The sequence below is a fragment of the Salmonella sp. SJTUF15581 genome (genome assembly GCF_043356775.1).
GTDB classification, from domain to species: domain Bacteria; phylum Pseudomonadota; class Gammaproteobacteria; order Enterobacterales; family Enterobacteriaceae; genus Salmonella; species Salmonella enterica.
In genome coordinates this window covers 159,552-178,024 of record NZ_JBEUJY010000001.1, presented here as the reverse complement: position 1 = coordinate 178,024, position 18,473 = coordinate 159,552, and the positions used below count along the sequence as shown (strand labels likewise).

Genomic DNA, 18,473 nt, shown 5'->3' with positions numbered 1-18,473 from the left:
CCATTTTACGCACATGTCTGGCAAGTGAGAAACGCATTTCAGGTAAATCTGTACTTTGCTGGCGCGATTCACCTGAGCGCATCATCTGAAATGTTTGTTAAGATTGTTACGGTCGCTTTACTCCAATCAATTGCAGGGAAAGTGTTATGAAAACGTTAGGTGAATTTATTGTCGAAAAGCAGCACGAGTTCTCTCAGGCTACCGGTGAGCTCACTGCTTTGCTGTCGGCAATAAAATTGGGCGCCAAGATCATCCACCGCGATATCAACAAGGCCGGTCTGGTCGATATCCTGGGTGCCAGCGGTGCTGAGAACGTACAGGGCGAGGTTCAGCAGAAACTCGATCTGTTCGCGAACGAGAAACTGAAAGCTGCACTAAAAGCGCGCGATATTGTAGCGGGCATCGCATCGGAAGAAGAGGACGAAATTGTCGTCTTTGAAGGCTGCGAACACGCGAAATATGTGGTGCTGATGGACCCTCTGGATGGCTCTTCTAACATCGACGTTAACGTCTCTGTCGGTACGATTTTCTCGATTTATCGCCGCGTGACGCCCGTCGGCACGCCGGTCACCGAAGAAGATTTCCTGCAACCCGGCAACAAACAGGTCGCAGCGGGATATGTCGTGTATGGCTCGTCCACCATGCTGGTTTACACCACCGGCTGCGGCGTACACGCTTTCACCTACGATCCGTCGTTAGGCGTGTTCTGTCTGTGCCAGGAACGTATGCGTTTCCCGGAAAAGGGTAAAACCTACTCCATTAACGAAGGCAACTACATTAAATTCCCGAATGGCGTGAAGAAGTACATCAAATTCTGCCAGGAAGAGGATAGTTCAACAAGTCGCCCTTATACCTCACGTTACATTGGCTCTCTGGTGGCCGATTTCCACCGCAACCTGCTGAAAGGCGGCATCTATCTCTACCCCAGCACCGCCAGCCATCCGCAGGGAAAACTGCGTCTGCTGTATGAATGCAACCCGATGGCGTTCCTCGCGGAACAGGCCGGCGGCAAAGCAAGCGATGGTAAAGAACGTATTCTGGATATCATTCCGGAAAGCCTGCACCAGCGCCGCTCGTTCTTCGTTGGCAACCGCCATATGGTTGACGATGTGGAACGCTTTATCCGCGAATACCCGGACGCGTAATCTTTACCACCATGCGGACTAACGCATGAAGCCGCCATTGGGCAATAACATGTCCGATGGCGGCGTTGCCTTATCAGGCCCGTGATTTTTCCGGTTCTTAACCTTTGTCGTTTATGCTCCGCAACGACGCGCCAGATGAGGCGGAAACGAAAACAAGCGAAGACTTTCGGCGTGAGTTGGCTATAATACTCGCCACTTGTTTGTCATAAATTCAAAGGAAACAGACATGAGCTTACTCAACGTCCCGGCGGGTAAAGAACTGCCGGAAGATATCTACGTCGTTATCGAGATCCCGGCTAACGCAGATCCGATCAAATACGAAGTTGACAAAGAGAGCGGCGCGCTGTTCGTTGACCGCTTCATGTCCACCGCGATGTTCTATCCGTGCAACTACGGTTACATCAACCATACCCTGTCTCTGGACGGCGACCCGGTAGACGTTCTGGTCCCGACGCCGTACCCGCTGCAGCCAGGCGCCGTCATCCGTTGCCGTCCGGTTGGCGTACTGAAAATGACCGACGAATCCGGTGAAGATGCGAAACTGGTTGCCGTACCGCACACCAAACTGAGCAAAGAGTACGATCACATTAAAGATGTGAACGATCTGCCAGAACTGCTGAAAGCGCAGATCACTCATTTCTTCGAGCATTATAAAGATCTCGAAAAAGGCAAATGGGTGAAAGTTGACGGTTGGGACAACGCCGAAGCGGCTAAAGCGGAAATCGTTGCCTCCTTCGAGCGCGCAGCGAAGAAATAAGTTCGCTTTTACATAAGCGTCAAGATAAAGGCTCTCATAGTAATGAGAGCCTTTTTATTGGCTAATGAATAGAACACAATTTTTATCATTATTAGTTTAACATTCACGGAATGAATAAGACTTTACCTTATTTTTTATTAAAAAGGGTTGAATACGCTCACATTTTCTCTAAAAAGCTTAAGATAATAATTGTTTTGTGAATGCCCGCAGACTCCTCTGGACTTACGCCCTAAATATTAGCAAGCGCCAAATTCTTATTTAGTGCATAGGCCCGATTACCTTTTTAATAAGGTATCCTAAGCTCTCCCTACCAATAACCGTATTTTTAATCCAACATAATATCCGCTCAAAACACACTTTTTAATATATTTTTAAGGGCTGCCATAATTATTTACTATTTTAAGAGATTATGATGAAAAATGATATATTAATTACCGGTGGACATATCATCGATCCCGCTCGTAATATTAATGAGATTAACAATTTACGCATCATTAACGATATTATCGTTGATGCCGATAAATATCCTGTAACTTCGGAGACCCGGATTATCCATGCCGACGGCATGATCGTCACTCCCGGTCTTATCGATTATCACGCGCATGTTTTTTATGACGCGACGGAAGGCGGCGTCAGGCCTGATATGTACATGCCGCCGAATGGCGTCACCACCGTCGTGGATGCAGGTTCTGCCGGTACGGCAAACTTTGATGCCTTCTACCGAACGGTGATTTGCGCCAGCAAAGTTCGAATCAAAGCGTTTCTGACCGTGTCGCCGCCGGGCCAAACCTGGTCACAAGAAAATTATGATCCTGACAATATTGATGAAAATAAGATCCACGCGCTGTTTCGCCAGTATCGCAACGTTCTTCAGGGATTAAAACTCAAGGTTCAGACTGAGGACATTGCTGAATATGGCTTAAAACCGCTGACTGAATCCCTTCGTATTGCCAACGATTTAAAGTGTCCCGTGGCAATACACTCGACTCATCCCATCGTTCCCATGAAAGAACTTGTCTCCTTGCTACGCCGCGGCGATATTATCGCTCATGCGTTTCACGGCAAAGGTAGCACCATTCTTACTGATGAAGGCGCTGTCTTAGCCGAAGTCCGTCAGGCAAGGGAAAGAGGCGTTATATTTGATGCCGCCAATGGTCGCAGCCATTTTTCAATGAACACGGCACGCCGGGCCATCGCCAATGGCTTTCTTCCGGATATCATCAGTAGCGATCTCTCAACCATCACTAAACTCGCCTGGCCTGTTTACGCCTTACCATGGATTTTATCGAAATATTTAGCACTCGGCGTCGCGCTTACCGATGTCATTAACGCCTGTACCCATACCCCAGCAGTTTTATTGGGCATGGCAGCAGAAATTGGTACGCTGGCCCCTGGGGCATTTGCCGATATCGCCATCTTTAAATTAAAAAACAGGCATGTTGAATTTGCCGATATTCATGGTGAAACGCTCACAGGGACGCATGTGCTGGTACCACAAATGACCATAAAATCCGGTGAGATATTATTTCGTCAAATTGATTTTGGCGCGCGGCCAAACGGAGTTGAAAAATGACCTCAATGCAAAAATGGCTACGGATCGGCGCGACATTAATGTTCGGCCTTTTTGTTGCTTATCTTGACCGTTCTAATCTTTCCGTTACGTTACCTACGATTACACACGACCTGAATATTGATGGCGCAACGGCCAGCATTGTATTAACCATATTTCTTATTGGCTATGCCTTTTCAAATATTTTTGGCGGCGTATTTACCCAGCGATACGATCCGAAAAAAATAGTCATTCTGATGGTGCTAATCTGGTCGATTGCGACCGTTTTTGTCGGATTTACCTCGTCAGTGTACGTTATTTTGATTTGTCGGCTGGTGCTTGGCATTACCGAAGGCATTTATTGGCCGCAGCAGTCCCGCTTCGCCAGCGACTGGTTTTCAGACAAAGAACGGACGCAGGCGAACAGCATTATCCAGTATTATGGACAGTTCCTGGCATTAGGCCTGGGATTTATGATTTTGTCTCCGCTGGATGCTGCCTTCGGTTGGCGAAATGTTTTTATTATCACTGGTGTGATCGGCATTGTTGTTGTGGTTCCACTTTATATAACAATGCTGAAAAAACAGGAAGAAGCGCCTTATTATCGTGCGCCGGCGCCAACAGAGAAAACTAAACTTACCCTGGAATCGCTGGGCGGAACCCCCTTCCTACTCCTTATTTTTACCTACATCACTCAAGGGATGTTATTCTGGGGAATTACGTTATGGATCCCCATGGTTGTCAATTCTCTCGGCTATACCGGATTCAGTAAAGCATTGGTCAGTTCTCTGCCTTATCTGACTGCGGTTATACTGGCAATCCCTATCTCATGGATCAGTGATAAGACACAAAAGCGTGTACTTATTGCTTCACTGGGCCTACTAATCCCCGGCGTGATGTTATTTCTCCTGCCATTTGTCGATGCGCCGGGCTTTAAAATCACGCTCATTACCCTGGCGATGGGTTATTATGCCGCCAGCTTTACCCCCAACATCTGGTCGATTATCCAGTCGAACGTTAAACCCCATGCGATTGGCCCAGCCTCCGGTATTATTAATGGCATCGGCGCCGGCGGCGGCGGTACGCTGGCAGGCCTAATGGTCGGCTATTTTTACCGGACAACCGGCAGCTATATGCAGGGATTTATGGTTCTCGGATGCATTGTTATCCTGGGCGGCGCGTCATTATTGATCTACGGCAGAATAAGAGCTCATCGTGCCCGGCGCTAGCGCCATCAGCCAGAATGTAAAAAACAACGCCACCCGAGGGTGGCGTGTTCAGTTCAGGGCTGGTTTCTGTCTAACCAGTCACCGCTTTCAATCAGAGTTAACCCATCAACAGGACGTTGATATACATACATCCATGCGCTGCCGTAAGGCGTCTGGATTAACTGGCGTGCGTATTCACCGCCCCTGGTGCGCAAAGCATCAAGTTCGGCCAGCGTGGCGTTATCAATTCGATAAACTTCACCGTATACCGCTCCGTTTCCCGGAACTGCGCCTGGATAGTGGCCCAGACTATACAACTGGTAGTTATCGATACGGTAATCGCCAAGCAATTGGGCATTGGTCATCCAGTGACTGTTGCCTTGTTTCTGTCGTAAACTGCCATAGACAAATATTCGCATTGCTAAAACTCAAACTGATAGAGCAAATCAAGTGCCTGATCTACGCCAGACACTGCTTCCAGATATAGCTTAGGCATCAGGCGATAACGTAACGTGAGCGTCGCCAGAGAGTCAAATATCCCTACACCATACTTCACCTGTAGACCCGGCAGTACATAGCCGCTGACCACAACCTGGGACGAATCGCCCACCCCTTGCGTGTCCAGCGCCAGATTACTTACACCGAATGTCTCTCCGATTTTACCCACAACCTGACCACTTTGCGCAACCCCCAGGCCAATAAGCATGGAGGTCATTGCTGCGCTATCACTCTGATTGCTGTCCAACCCCTGCCCACGCAGCAGATAAGAAAGCGCTTCAGCCTGCGGCATCGCCGGATCGGAGAAGATTTCCGCTTTGGGTTCATCAGCAGTGCCTGTGACGCGCACACCCGCAATGACATCGTCTTCGGTGGCGTCAGGGTTACGGATCGCTTCGATATTGAGCAGCGGCTGATCCGGCGGGCCGGAGAACAGCAGCTCGCCTTTACGGACAAGCAGGTCCTGGCCGTAGGCGCGGAATCGGCCGTCAGGAATATTGATTTGACCATTCAGCCCCAGCCCCTGCTTATCCTGCGCGACTTTCAAATCGCCGGTCAAACGCGCTTTAAGCCCGAAGGCGTCGATGCGCACGTTGTTGCCGACGTGGACCGTCAGATTACTGTTGATGGGAATAGACGCTGTCTGCGGCGTTTCTGGTTGCAAGTCATTGTTGAGCATAACCACATCGCTGGAGACGCCGACCGCGCTCTCCGGCAGGTCGTGCACCACAATTCGTGCCCACGGAACGTCCACACGCCCATCCAACGTGAACAGCGAAGGCGTCGCGTCAAAGACCACATCCGGCGAGACATCCAGGCGCACCATCGGCGGAACGGTAATCCGCACCCGGCTGCCTTTCGCCGTCACCCGCGCGCGCCAGTTGTCAATCTGACTCCAGTCGGCGTTACCGTTCAGGTTAATTTGCCCTTGTTGTGTTCGCACGATACCGGCGAGTGTCGAACGCGTCCCGCTAAAGTTCATGGTGAGCTGGCTCGGCTGCATCTCAAACGGCATAAAATTACCGTCAATATCCAGCGCGCTAAGCTGCAACTGACCAAACAACTGCGGGCTTTGCACATCGCCGCCCAGACGTAGCCTGGCGTTTAACATTCCCGCCGCTTTTTCGCCGCGCGAAAAGACAGGGTTGACCATCGCCAGATTGAGATTGCGCATGTTGACGTTACCGCCGAGATTGCGCCGCCCCTGAGGATCGGTTACCTGCACCTGGCCATCGAATTGACCATTGTTCGTCAGGCGAATCAGCCATCCCAGCTCGGCGCGATTATTGTGCAGATCGGCGCTGAGGTTCAGCGTCTCAAACGCGACCGGTAATGGCGCGTCATTGACGGTCTGCGTGACCTTCACATTACGACCGGAAAGCGTGACCTTCCCCTGCGGCAATCCCTCCTGGGTGGTGTCCCACGACACGTCCGCTTTCCCGCTAAAGATCCCGCTGGCCTGAGTGGTATCAGGCATAAATGGCTTCAGCATCGCCAGATCAAAGCGGTTGAGATTGACCACCGCCCGTCCTGCGGCGCCCGCATCAATGGTTTGCGGGATGCACAGCTCGGCGTTCGGGTTCAGCCAACAATGCGGCCCGATACTGATTTTCTGTTCTTTATTACGGTAGTCCAGCGCAATCGCGCGGGTCAACGACCATGGCCCCACTGGCGTCTGGAAACGGGTGTCGCTTAACGTCCCTTTCCAGCGCGCCGCCTCGCGATCAAAACTGCCTGTCAGGGAGAGTTGACCGGATACAGGTTCTCCCTGAACACGGAGCTGTAGCTGATGCTGCTTCTCGCTGCCTTTGGCGTCAAGCGTCACCAGATTGATGTTAACGTCGGGTTGCGAAATCCGCTCTACGCGAACGTTGAGATGGCCCGCTATCTGATCGGTGGATTTAATATCGCCCTCAATGCGCGCCTGGGCGACAGACAGCTCCTGCCAGCGCAGGCCGCGGGCGGTGATATCCGCCAACAGCTGCGGCGCTTCTACCGTACCGCGGACTTTAACGATTCCTTTTGCCATGCCGCCCAGTCCTGGCAGCGCATTATCCAGCCCTGGCGCATCGATGGCGGCGTCAAGATTCAGCTCCTTAACGCCAAGCTCGCCTTTTATATCGGCGCTGTTTGGGCCCAGCGCAAGGTGCAGCCCCGGGATCGTCCACTGCATGTAGCTGTTGCCCTTTAGCGTCCCGTTGACGTTAACGCTGTTCTGCTTCACATTGCCGGTCAGCTTGAGCTCCGGGACATCCATCTGCCAGGTGCCGCCGTAGAGGCTGCCTTTGGTTTTCATGACGCCGTTAAGCTTCGCGGGCCAGTCCGGGATCTCTTTAGCGGTATTGATGCCATTCAGCGTCAGTTCGCCACGCCAGCTAATCGCCTGCTGCCAGTCCACCAGCGCTTTCAGTTCGGTTTTTCCCTCCAGAGCGGCGACGGTGAGTTTATCGAGATTAATCTGCCGCTCATTCCCTTTAGCATCCAGCGTAATGGTCGCCGGCGGAATATCTTGTCCTTTCACGGCGGTTCGCATCGACAACGTATAGTCGGTCATCTTACCGCTCAGTTTGAGCTTCAGATCGTCAGCCTGAAACTGGGTATCACCCGTCAATGGCCAGGCAATGCGTTGGCTGACGACTTCAAGATTGAGCGGTAAACCGGCCTCCGCCAGCCGCGTCTGGGCGCGAAGCGCGACATCCATCGGCCCGGAAAGGTTCACCCCGACCTCCAGTTGTTCGCGTAACGCGCCGCCGACCTTGAGTTTTATCTTTTCACCCTTTAGCGGATCGATATTCAGCGTACTGTTGAGCGTAATATCAACCGGCCAGTTATTGGCGAGCTGCGCCGTACCGGAGGCTTTCACCGTGCCCTGGTTGGCGTCGATATCCAGAGTATCCAGCTTCATATTACCGTCGATACTGCTGACTTTAAGCAGCATCGTGCGCACCGTCAGATCGGTATCGCCGGTGATGCGTAGCTGCTCGCCGCGAAATGACTCGATATTCAGATTGAGCGGCAGGTGAACATCGGTCATCTCCGGCATTACCGGTTTTGCAAACAGATCTTTTAGCGTTTCGCCAAGCGGCTTTTCATCCGGTTGAGGTTTCTCGATTTTGGGTTCAACCACCTCTTCCTGCGCCACGTCAGCGACCTTCGGCAGAGCGATCAGCAATCCCTGAAGCCGCGTCGGTTTCAGGGTCAGGTTTTTCTCCTGCCATGCCAGCCCGGAGGTAAAATCCAGCACCGAAACGGTAGTGTCATCAATCTTGATATTGATGTTATTCAACGCCACGCGCGACAGCGTGATGGGCCAGGGGGTGGAGAGGTTCAGCGGTCCGCTTTCTTCCTCTTCTTGCGCCGGTTCGGAGGGTGGCATTTTTTTGCTGTCGATAGCGACATTAATATCTTTTAGCGCCAGATCATTGACGCACAGGCTACTGCGCCACAGGCAATCAAGCCCGACGGCCAGATGAATTTCGCCCGCATTCACCGCAACGCCCGGCTGCTCATAGCGGATATTTTTTAACGATAAGTCCCGCCAGCCGCCGGTGACCTGCCCAATCTCCAGCCCCGGCACCCAGCGGTTCGCCGCACTGAATACCAGATGCAGCCCCGTCGTCGTCCCGACCAGAAACGCAACGCTCGCCAGTAACACCACAATGAAAATCAACACGCCGAGGCTTATTTTCTTCCATAAACTCATAATTCAGGCCCCAGACCGATATAAAACTGTAAACCGTGTTCGTCTTTGTCGCCGACCGGTACGGCAAAATCGAGTTTGACAGGCCCAACCGGCGACGCCCAGCGCACGCCGACCCCGGTCCCGGTTTTGAAATCGCTACGGCGAATATCACTCACCGCCTCGCCGCTATCGACAAACACCGCCCCCCACCATTTGCCGGTGACGTTATACTGGTACTCCAGCGATCCGGTTGCCAGTTTTGAGGCGCCTTTAAGATTGCCGTCGCTATCTTTAGGCGAAATAGATTTGTATTTATAGCCGCGAATACTGCGGTCGCCCCCGGCGAAGAAACGTAAATCCGGCGGAACTTTGTCGAAATCACCGGTTTCTATCCAGCCCAAATTGGCGCGCATCACAAAACGGTGGCGATCGTACAAAGTCCGAATCCAGACGTTTTGCGCCTGCAGCACGGAGAAATCCACGTCGGAGCCCCAGGCCGTATTCGAATAGTCTACTGAATAGCGCTGCGAATCGCCCCAGGTTGGCATCAGCCCCCCTCGCGAGCGGGTTCGGCTGATCATCACGCCCGGGTAGAACAGCATGGTGGTGTTGGTGACGTTCCCCTGGGTAAAGTGGTCGAAACTCCAGCGCAGGTTAATCGCCCGCTGCCAACCGCTGGAAAGGTCCCAGTAACGCGACACGGCAAGCGTGGTCGAGTCCTGCTCCGTATCATTCAAATCGGTACGTTTAAAACCGCCCTGTACCAGATAGTATTGCTCCAGCGGGTTTTTCAGCAGCGGCATTTTATAACTAAAATCCAGCACCTGTTCCGGCGCAGAAATACTGGTGCTGGTGGTCAGGCTATGACCGTAAGAGTTCATCCACGGTTTTTTCCACGACGCTTTCACGCGCGGCCCGACGTCGGTGGAGTACCCCACCCCGGTTTCAATCGTGTTTTCGGTTCGCGGCGATACCACGCCTTTTAACGGCAGAATTTTTGTTTTACGCGATTTCTCAAATTCCGGCGCCACCACAACAGAATTAAACCATCCGGTAGCGGAAAGTCGGCGGTTTAGTTCCGCCAAATCTTTCGATTCGTACTCATCGCCCTCTTTAAACGGCAACAGATTTTGTAAATATTCATCACGAATCTGCGAACCTTCGAAGGTGACAGGTCCGAAGCGATAGCGCTCACCGCTATCATAATCAATATCCCAAAACGCCTGATGACGGCCCAGAGCAATTCCCAACTGACTTTTAACGAATTCGCTGTCGAAATAGCCTTTACGTAGCGACACGCTGGTTAACGACTTTTTAAAATTGTCATAGTCTCCCTGGTTCAGCACCGTGCCGATTGCCGGACGCGTTTTCAGTAAGGCCAGATAATCTTTGTCCGTACGCGCGCCGCCGCGTAAAATGACTTCTGTACTGCCAATCAACACCGGCTGGCCGGGCGTAACCCTGGCGATTAATACCTGCCGTCCTTTCGCAGGCGGTGGAAGCAAGTCGAATTTGATAGTGGGTTCGTAATAGCCTAACGCTTTAAGCCCTTCGCGAATCGCATCATCAACTCGGGCGCGAAAGCGCCGATCCGGCGTCACCTCATCGCTCTGAATCGTAGAGAGCTGTGCGCGAACGTTTTTTTCCAGCTCTCCGGATAGCCCTTCGACTTTCAGACGAACATTTGCGGCTACCGCAGAACTGCTCAGGCACAGTAAGCTAACCCAACATAACTGACGGATATGTGGCACATTTTCTCCTGAATATCCCCTATTCCCACCCCTGGAAAAAATCACACTACCGCTCCGCGGCTTAACATAAAATCAACAATTTCGATTGAAAAGCAGACGACTGCCCAAATATTTCTTATGGTTAAATCCAGATACATTAATGTTGTTATTGTGTGCAAAGATGCGTCTCGTTACAACCTTAACGCCAATTAACGCTTTCGGGAGAATAGCTCATGAGTTTATTTGATAAAAAACATCTGGTTACTCAAGCAGATGCGTTACCAGGACGCAACACCCCGATGCCGATCGCCACTCTGCATGCGGTAAATGAACACTCTATGACCAATGTCCCTGCCGGGATGGAGATCGCCTACTTCGCTATGGGCTGTTTCTGGGGCGTAGAACGTTTATTCTGGCAATTGCCCGGCGTATATAGCACCGCGGCAGGGTATGCAGGCGGTTACACGCCTAATCCAACCTACCGGGAAGTCTGCTCCGGGCAGACCGGTCATGCCGAAGCGGTACGGATAGTGTACGATCCTGCCGTTATCAGTTATGAGCAGCTTTTACAGACCTTCTGGGAAAATCACGATCCGACGCAGGGGATGCAACAGGGTAACGATCACGGTACGCAATACCGTTCTGCGATTTATCCCTTAACGCCGGAACAGAATGCCGCCGCTCACGCCAGTCGCGAGCGCTTTCAGTCGGCAATGGCCGCCGCCGGAGACCATCGCCCTATTACCACGGAAATCGCCCATGCGACGCCGTTTTACTACGCCGAAGATGAACACCAACAGTATTTGCACAAAAATCCATACGGTTACTGCGGGATTGGCGGGATCGGCGTTTGCCTGCCGCCTGACGCGTGACGACGCTGGCGTGGGGGGAACTTGTCGGAGTTGAAAATGAACCCTCTGGCGACTTTACAGTAGCTTACGCTATACTAGCCCTGAACTTATCGGCTCACTGCTACGAGCCGGTTTTCATTAAACGTTACCACACGGATTTATAAACTTCCCTTCCGAGGATCTGGCGTTTCGCCGGATAAGATATGTTAAACAGTATATTCATTATATTCTGCCTGATCGCTGTAAGTGCGTTCTTCTCCATCTCCGAGATCTCGCTTGCCGCATCACGTAAGATTAAACTTAAGTTATTAGCTGATGAAGGCAGTATCAACGCACAACGCGTATTGAAAATGCAGGAAAATCCCGGCATGTTTTTCACCGTTGTGCAAATTGGCCTGAACGCCGTCGCTATTCTTGGCGGTATCGTCGGCGATGCGGCATTTTCGCCCGCCTTTTCCGCCCTTTTCTCGCACTATATGTCGCCAGAACTCTCCGAGCAGCTGAGCTTTATTCTCTCCTTCTCGCTGGTGACGGGGCTGTTTATCCTGTTCGCGGATTTAACCCCGAAACGCATCGGTATGATTGCGCCAGAAGCTGTGGCTTTGCGTATCATCAACCCGATGCGCTTCTGCCTGTTCGTTTTTCGCCCGCTGGTGTGGCTGTTTAACGGCATGGCAAACAACATCTTCCGCCTGTTCAAAATTCCAATGGTGCGGAAAGACGACATTACTTCTGATGATATTTACGCAGTGGTGGAAGCCGGCGCGCTGGCGGGCGTCTTGCGCAAGCAAGAGCACGAACTAATTGAAAATGTGTTTGAACTTGAATCCCGCACCGTACCGTCTTCCATGACGCCGCGCGAAAGTATCATCTGGTTTGATCTGCACGAAGACGAACAAAGCCTGAAGAAAAAGGTCGCCGAACATCCGCACTCAAAATTTTTGGTGTGTAATGAAGATATCGACCACATCATCGGCTATGTAGACTCCAAAGATCTGCTGAACCGCGTGCTGGCGAACCAAAGTATGGCGCTGAATGGCGGCGTGCAAATTCGCAATACCTTGATTGTGCCGGATACGCTGACCCTTTCTGAGGCGCTGGAAAGTTTCAAAACGGCGGGCGAGGATTTCGCGGTCATTATGAATGAATACGCACTGGTCGTCGGTATCATTACGCTGAACGATGTGATGACCACGCTAATGGGTGACCTGGTCGGCCAGGGACTGGAAGAGCAAATTGTGGCGCGCGATGAAAATTCCTGGCTGGTTGACGGCGGCACGCCGATTGACGACGTCATGCGCGTGCTGGATATCGATGAGTTTCCGCAATCCGGCAACTATGAAACCATTGGCGGCTTTATGATGTTTATGCTGCGCAAGATTCCAAAACGTACTGATTCGGTGAAGTTTTCCGGCTACAAATTTGAAGTGGTGGATATCGACAACTACCGTATCGATCAGTTGCTGGTGACGCGTCTCGACAATAAAAGCAACGTACCGGCGCCGAAACTGCCCGATGCGCAAGGTAAAGAAGACAGCGCGGCCTGAAATCCGTTTGCCAGAAACATCAACGGCTCCTGATTCAGGAGCCGTTTTTTTTACTTTTTTAACCTACTGCATAGCACTTTTGGTTACGCCATCTCAGTTTGCAGACGCATAACCTGACGGTTAACTTCAGACATCACAGACAAGTGCTGCTTGTCTCTCACTTTTGGGATAAGAATCTTACCCTTATCGAACTCAAAAGCGCCAACATCCTTGATATATAACCGTCCACGGAACAGGATCTTCACGTACTTCGCCACCTGTAGCGGGTTGTAGCGTTGGAAAATTTTCATTGTTGTCTCCTGCAGAGTATTACGCCCTTGCGGTGCCACAATCGGCCCAACAGTTTTAAGGCGCAAATTTTAATGCCATATGACTATAGACCATATCTACGTCGTTTCCAGTGTGCATAAGTATATTTACCTTTTGATTACAGTTATTCAGAATTATCTAAACATCAGCTCATTTTTCTCAGTATATGCCTTCATTTTTCACAGGAAGTGTGCGCCCGCCCGCAAACTGGCATCCCCTTTGCGGGAAAAAGCATCAATCGCACATATGATTAACTATCGGCCCAAAGTGGTCGGATCACCTGCAAAAAAATAAAGAAGGAATGACCATGACCCTACGTAAAATTCTGGCGATGTCGTGTCTGCTACTCCCCATAATGGCTTGTGCGCATAACCTTGAAGTTAACCAACGGGTGCCGCCGGTAGGCATTGCCGACCGTGGCGAACTGACGTTGAATAAAGATGAGTTTAGTTATAAAAACTGGAATAGCGCGCAGCTGGCGGGAAAAGTGCGCGTCCTGCTGCACATTGCGGGTCGAACGTCAGCGAAGGAAAAAAACGCCACGCTGATTGAAGCGATTAAATCCGCCGGGCTTCCGCATGACAGATACCAGACGACCACAATTGTGAACACCGATGATGCGATCCCAGGCTCCGGTATGTTCGTGCGTAGCAGTATAGAAAGTAATAAAAAGCTCTACCCGTGGTCGCAATTTATTGTCGACAGCAATGGCGTGGCGCGTAACGCCTGGCAATTAAAAGAAGAGGGGTCCGCCGTCATCGTGCTTGACAAAGACGGTCGGGTTCAATGGGTGAAAGATGGCGCGTTAACCCAGCAAGAGGTACAGCAGGTGGTCGACCTGCTGCATAAGCTCCTCAGTAAATAGTCACCCGGAAGCCGGGGTTAAGGAACGATTCACGAGGGGTATAGTCCAGCGTTTTTCCCTGCCAGTCGTGAACGTGCGCCCCGGCTGCAACGGCAATGGCATGACCTGCGGCAGTGTCCCAGACGCTGGTCGGCCCAAATCTGGGGTAAAGCTGCGCCTGGCCTTCCGCCACAAGGCAGAATTTCAGCGAGGAACCAATAGAGGTTGTCTGATGTTCGCCAAGCTGTTGGAGATATTCGGTGAGTTCATCATCCGTATGCGAACGGCTAATCACCACCAGCGGCGGGCGGGCATCCCGGACCTGAATCTGCTTACGCACCCCGCATTCCTCTTTCCAGGCCTTACCTTCCGCCGCGTAGTACATCACTTTCAGCACCGGCGCATAGACCACGCCCAACACCGGCTTGCCCTGCTCAATCAGCGCGATATTGACCGTGAATTCGCCATTGCGCTTGATGAACTCTTTGGTGCCGTCGAGCGGATCGACCAGCCAGTAGCGCTGCCAGTGCTGGCGCACTTCCCAGGCAGGCGGATCTTCTTCTGAAAGCACCGGAATATCCGGCGTGAGCGTGCGTAACCCTTCGAGAATCACGGTATGTGCAGCGATATCCGCCGCAGTGACTGGAGAATCGTCCTGCTTGCGGACGTACTCCATCGGTTTGGCTCCATCATAAACCTGCATAATAGCATCGCCCGCGTTCCGTGCAAGCTGGCATACTTGTTCTAACATTCTCCACCTCTTTATGACAGGGGCGTTAACTCGTTGTTTTACTTATACCCGATCGTTAAGGGTTCCGCCAACTGTGATACCGTCTGCGGTTTTGATAATACCTTTCATGGCATGATTCACCCTTCTGTGAACACTCGCAAAAAATCGGCCGGATGGGGCAGTTTCGCCTTCTTCTGGCGACGGTCGGAACGATATCGGGTTTCACTGTTTATCATCGCTATTTTTCACTATCCGGCTTTTCTATTGCGTTCTTAAAAGGTGCCTCTGATGATTAAGTTTAGTGCAACGCTTCTGGCTACGCTGATCGCCGCCAGCGTGAATGCGGCCACCGTCGATCTCCGTATCATGGAAACTACTGATTTACATAGCAACATGATGGATTTCGATTATTACAAGGATACCGCAACCGAAAAATTCGGATTGGTACGTACCGCAAGTTTGATTCATGCCGCCCGAAATGAAGTCAAAAACAGCGTGCTGGTGGATAACGGCGACCTGATTCAGGGGAGCCCACTGGGCGATTATATGGCGACAAAAGGGCTCAAAGACGGTGACGTTCACCCGGTCTATAAAGCGCTCAACACTCTGGATTACGCGGTTGGAAACCTCGGCAACCATGAGTTTAATTATGGTCTGGACTATCTGCATAACGCGCTGGCCGGCGCGAAATTCCCTTATGTTAACGCCAATATTATCGACGTTAAAACCCAAAAGCCGCTCTTTACGCCTTATCTGATTAAAGAGACGAACGTTATTGATAAAGACGGCAACCCGCAAACTCTGAAAATCGGCTATATCGGCTTTGTTCCGCCGCAAATCATGATTTGGGATAAAGCGAACCTGAGCGGCAAAGTTACCGTCAATGACATTACGGAAACCGCCCGGAAATATGTGCCCGAAATGCGCGAGAAAGGCGCTGATATCGTGGTAGTCATTGCTCACTCAGGCCTTTCTGCCGATCCGTACCACAGCATGGCGGAAAACTCGGTTTATTACCTCAGCGAAGTTCCCGGCGTCGACGCGATTATGTTTGGCCACGCCCACGCCGTCTTCCCCGGTAAAGATTTTACCGACATCAAAGGCGCGGATATCGCCAAAGGTACGCTTAACGGCATTCCTGCGGTAATGCCTGGCATGTGGGGCGACCATCTGGGAGTGGTCGATCTGGTGCTCAATAACGACAGCGGCAAATGGCAGGTTACGCAGGCGAAAGCGGAAGCGCGGCCTATCTATGACGCCGCCGCTAAAAAGTCGCTGGCGGCGGAAGACAGTAAGCTGGTCGATATTCTGAAAGCCGATCACGATGCCACCCGCGAGTTTGTCAGCAAGCCCATCGGTAAATCCGCCGATAACATGTACAGTTATCTTGCTCTGGTGCAGGACGATCCTACCGTACAGGTGGTGAATAACGCGCAAAAAGCGTATGTGGAACACTTTATTCAGGGCGATCCGGATCTGGCGAAACTGCCGGTGCTGTCCGCCGCCGCGCCGTTTAAAGTTGGCGGGCGTAAGAACGATCCTGCCAGTTTTGTCGAAGTGGAAAAAGGCCAGTTGACCTTCCGTAACGCTGCCGATCTTTATCTCTATCCGAATACGCTGGTGGTGGTGAAAGCCAGCGGCAAGGAGGTAAAAGAGTGGCTGGAATGTTCTGCCGGACAGTTTAATCAAATTGATATTCACAGCAACAAACCGCAATCGTTGATCAATTGGGATGACTTTCGCACCTATAATTTCGATGTCATTGACGGCGTGAATTATCAAATCGATGTGTCACAGCCCGCCCGCTATGATGGCGAATGCCAGATGGTGAATCCGCAGGCGGAACGTATTAAAAACCTGACCTTTAACGGTAAGCCTGTCGACCCGAACGCTACGTTCCTGGTCGCCACGAATAACTATCGCGCTTACGGCGGCAAGTTTGCCGGCACGGGCGACAGCCATATCGCCTTTGCGTCTCCGGATGAAAATCGCGCCGTGCTGGCGGCATGGATTGGCGCAGAGTCAAAACGCGCGGGCGAAATCCATCCGGCGGCGGATAATAACTGGCGTCTGGCGCCAATCCACAGCGATACGGCGCTGGATATCCGCTTTGAAACATCGCCAGGCGATAAAGCCGCTGCCTTCATTAAAGCGAAAGGGCAGTATCCGATGAAGAAGGTTGCCGTCGATGATATCGGTTTTGCCATTTATCAGGTGGATTTAAGCAAGTAACGTGTGTCCCGTATGGCGCTGCGTTTATTCGGCCTGACTGGCAGGCCGAATAAAGCGCTAGCCGCCATCTGATAAACGGTCCCGCTGCGCCAATACCTGGGGCAAATTCAGTTCTATCCAGTCCGCCAGCGCGGCGACTTTATCACTCACCTGCTCGCCAAGCGGCGTCAGGCTGTACTCCACATGCGGCGGAACAACTGGATATGACACCCGGTTGAGAAATCCGTCCTGTTCAAGCGCCTGTAACGACTGCACCAGCATCTTTTCACTCACGCCTCCCATCTTGCGGCGCAGGTCGCTAAAACGGTGTGTACCGTCGCGTAACGCTACCAGAATCAGTACGCCCCAGCGACTGGTGACATGTTTTAACACCTCACGGGACGGGCACTGTTCAGCAAAGAGATTACCTTCACGCAACTGCCGGGAAAGAGTATGAGCGCGCATTGATACTTACCTTTTTGTACGTACTTACTAAAAGTAAGTTTAGGTGGTAGCGTAATAAAACACAAGACCAACACTGAGGAGTTCACCATGATTGCTATCACCGGCGCAACGGGCCAACTGGGCCAACACGTTATTGAAAACCTGCTAAAAACGACGCCCGCCAGTCACCTCATCGCGATCGTCCGTAACCCGAAAAAAGCCGCCCTGCTCAGTCAGCGCGGGATTGCCGTTCGCCAGGCGGATTACGCTAACGAAGCTGCGCTGACCACCGCCTTACAGGGCGTTGATAAACTGCTGCTTATATCATCCAGCGAAGTGGGACAACGCACAGTTCAGCACCGCAACGTCATTCAGGCCGCCATTGCCGCAAAGGTGAAATTCATCGCCTATACCAGCCTGCTACATGCGGATAAATCGCCGCTGGCGCTCGCCGATGAACATATTGAAACGGAAAAAATGCTGGCTGAGTCAGGTATTCCTCACACGCTATTACGTAACGGCTGGTATACGGAAAACTACCTGGCGAGCGTCCCTGCCGCGCTGAAGCATGGCGTCTTTATTGGCGCGGCGGGAGAAGGGAAAATCGCCTCCGCAATGCGCGCTGACTATGCCGCCGCCGCCGCGCGCGTCATCCGTGAAGAGGGTCACGCCGGGAATGTTTACGAGCTGGCGGGTGATGACGCCTGGACATTAAGCCAGTTGGCGGATGAACTTACTCATCAGAGCGGAAAAAAAATCGTCTACCAGAACCTGAGCGAAGTCGATTTTGCCGCCGCGCTGAAAGGCGCAGGCCTGCCTGACGGACTGGCGGATATGTTGGCCAATTCTGACGCTGGCGCGGCGAAAGGCGGCCTGTTTGATGACAGCCATACGCTGCGTAAACTCATCGGTCGCCCGACGACGACGCTCACAGAAAGCCTTCGCTCCGTACTGTAAGTGTTAAAATT

Annotated in this window: 15 protein-coding genes; 9 read left to right on the top strand and 6 right to left on the bottom strand. The window is 51.9% G+C overall.

Features of this window, described 5'->3' with window-relative positions; genetic code table 11:
- The first annotated feature begins 146 nt into the window (after positions 1–146).
- From fbp to ABVN36_RS00790, 4 genes are all read left to right on the top strand, one after another.
- Positions 147–1,145, top strand: coding sequence for a class 1 fructose-bisphosphatase (fbp, locus tag ABVN36_RS00805; protein ID WP_000853764.1), 999 nt, complete (start codon positions 147–149; stop codon positions 1,143–1,145).
- A 226-nt stretch (positions 1,146–1,371) separates the two neighbouring features.
- Positions 1,372–1,902, top strand: coding sequence for an inorganic diphosphatase (gene ppa / locus ABVN36_RS00800; protein ID WP_000055079.1), 531 nt, complete (start codon positions 1,372–1,374; stop codon positions 1,900–1,902).
- Positions 1,903–2,311: 409 nt separating this feature from the next.
- Positions 2,312–3,475 (top strand): metallo-dependent hydrolase, encoded by a 1,164-nt coding sequence (locus tag ABVN36_RS00795; RefSeq protein WP_023138836.1) that lies wholly within the window; start codon positions 2,312–2,314, stop codon positions 3,473–3,475.
- On the top strand, positions 3,472–4,680 hold the full coding sequence (locus ABVN36_RS00790; RefSeq protein WP_000203132.1) for an MFS transporter: 1,209 nt from the start codon (positions 3,472–3,474) through the stop codon (positions 4,678–4,680). Before ABVN36_RS00795 ends, ABVN36_RS00790 begins: the two co-directional genes overlap by 4 nt.
- A gap of 53 nt (positions 4,681–4,733) precedes the next feature.
- Here the strand turns inward: ABVN36_RS00790 and ABVN36_RS00785 are convergent, their stop codons facing one another.
- From ABVN36_RS00785 to tamA, 3 genes are read right to left on the bottom strand one after another with little or no spacing between them, the layout of a single operon-like run.
- Positions 4,734–5,078, bottom strand: coding sequence for a gamma-glutamylcyclotransferase (locus ABVN36_RS00785; RefSeq protein ID WP_001219167.1), 345 nt, complete (start codon positions 5,076–5,078; stop codon positions 4,734–4,736).
- A 2-nt stretch (positions 5,079–5,080) separates the two neighbouring features.
- Positions 5,081–8,860, bottom strand: coding sequence for an autotransporter assembly complex protein TamB (gene tamB, locus ABVN36_RS00780; protein WP_000060822.1), 3,780 nt, complete (start codon positions 8,858–8,860; stop codon positions 5,081–5,083).
- Positions 8,857–10,590 carry an autotransporter assembly complex protein TamA gene (tamA, locus tag ABVN36_RS00775; RefSeq protein WP_023138837.1) on the bottom strand — a complete coding sequence of 578 codons (1,734 nt, stop codon included), beginning with the start codon at positions 10,588–10,590 and terminating at the stop codon, positions 8,857–8,859. Before tamA ends, tamB begins: the two co-directional genes overlap by 4 nt.
- A gap of 212 nt (positions 10,591–10,802) precedes the next feature.
- On the opposite strand from tamA, the gene msrA reads away from it, so the two are divergent.
- Both msrA and ABVN36_RS00765 read left to right on the top strand, forming a co-directional pair.
- Positions 10,803–11,441: a peptide-methionine (S)-S-oxide reductase MsrA gene (msrA, locus tag ABVN36_RS00770; protein WP_000051471.1), complete on the top strand. Its 639-nt coding sequence runs from the start codon at positions 10,803–10,805 to the stop codon at positions 11,439–11,441.
- Between the two features lie 182 nt (positions 11,442–11,623).
- Complete coding sequence (locus ABVN36_RS00765; RefSeq protein WP_000934970.1) at positions 11,624–12,967, top strand: hemolysin family protein; 1,344 nt, start codon at positions 11,624–11,626, stop codon at positions 12,965–12,967.
- Between the two features lie 83 nt (positions 12,968–13,050).
- Here the strand turns inward: ABVN36_RS00765 and ABVN36_RS00760 are convergent, their stop codons facing one another.
- Positions 13,051–13,257 carry a DUF1107 domain-containing protein gene (locus ABVN36_RS00760; RefSeq protein WP_000689229.1) on the bottom strand — a complete coding sequence of 69 codons (207 nt, stop codon included), beginning with the start codon at positions 13,255–13,257 and terminating at the stop codon, positions 13,051–13,053.
- 326 nt (positions 13,258–13,583) lie between these two features.
- On the opposite strand from ABVN36_RS00760, the gene ABVN36_RS00755 reads away from it, so the two are divergent.
- Positions 13,584–14,141 (top strand): YtfJ family protein, encoded by a 558-nt coding sequence (locus tag ABVN36_RS00755; protein WP_000175302.1) that lies wholly within the window; start codon positions 13,584–13,586, stop codon positions 14,139–14,141.
- On the opposite strand, the gene cysQ is transcribed toward ABVN36_RS00755, so the two are convergent.
- Positions 14,131–14,871, bottom strand: coding sequence for a 3'(2'),5'-bisphosphate nucleotidase CysQ (cysQ, locus tag ABVN36_RS00750; protein ID WP_017441203.1), 741 nt, complete (start codon positions 14,869–14,871; stop codon positions 14,131–14,133). The genes ABVN36_RS00755 and cysQ overlap by 11 nt on opposite strands.
- A 267-nt stretch (positions 14,872–15,138) precedes the next feature.
- On the opposite strand from cysQ, the gene ABVN36_RS00745 reads away from it, so the two are divergent.
- A complete protein-coding gene (locus ABVN36_RS00745) occupies positions 15,139–17,082 on the top strand; it encodes a bifunctional 2',3'-cyclic-nucleotide 2'-phosphodiesterase/3'-nucleotidase (RefSeq protein WP_023138838.1) in 1,944 nt (647 codons plus the stop codon).
- A gap of 57 nt (positions 17,083–17,139) precedes the next feature.
- On the opposite strand, the gene ABVN36_RS00740 is transcribed toward ABVN36_RS00745, so the two are convergent.
- A complete protein-coding gene (locus ABVN36_RS00740) occupies positions 17,140–17,526 on the bottom strand; it encodes a helix-turn-helix domain-containing protein (RefSeq protein ID WP_023138839.1) in 387 nt (128 codons plus the stop codon).
- An 87-nt stretch (positions 17,527–17,613) separates the two neighbouring features.
- On the opposite strand from ABVN36_RS00740, the gene ABVN36_RS00735 reads away from it, so the two are divergent.
- Complete coding sequence (locus ABVN36_RS00735) at positions 17,614–18,462, top strand: SDR family oxidoreductase (RefSeq protein ID WP_023138840.1); 849 nt, start codon at positions 17,614–17,616, stop codon at positions 18,460–18,462.
- Positions 18,463–18,473 lie beyond the last annotated feature (11 nt).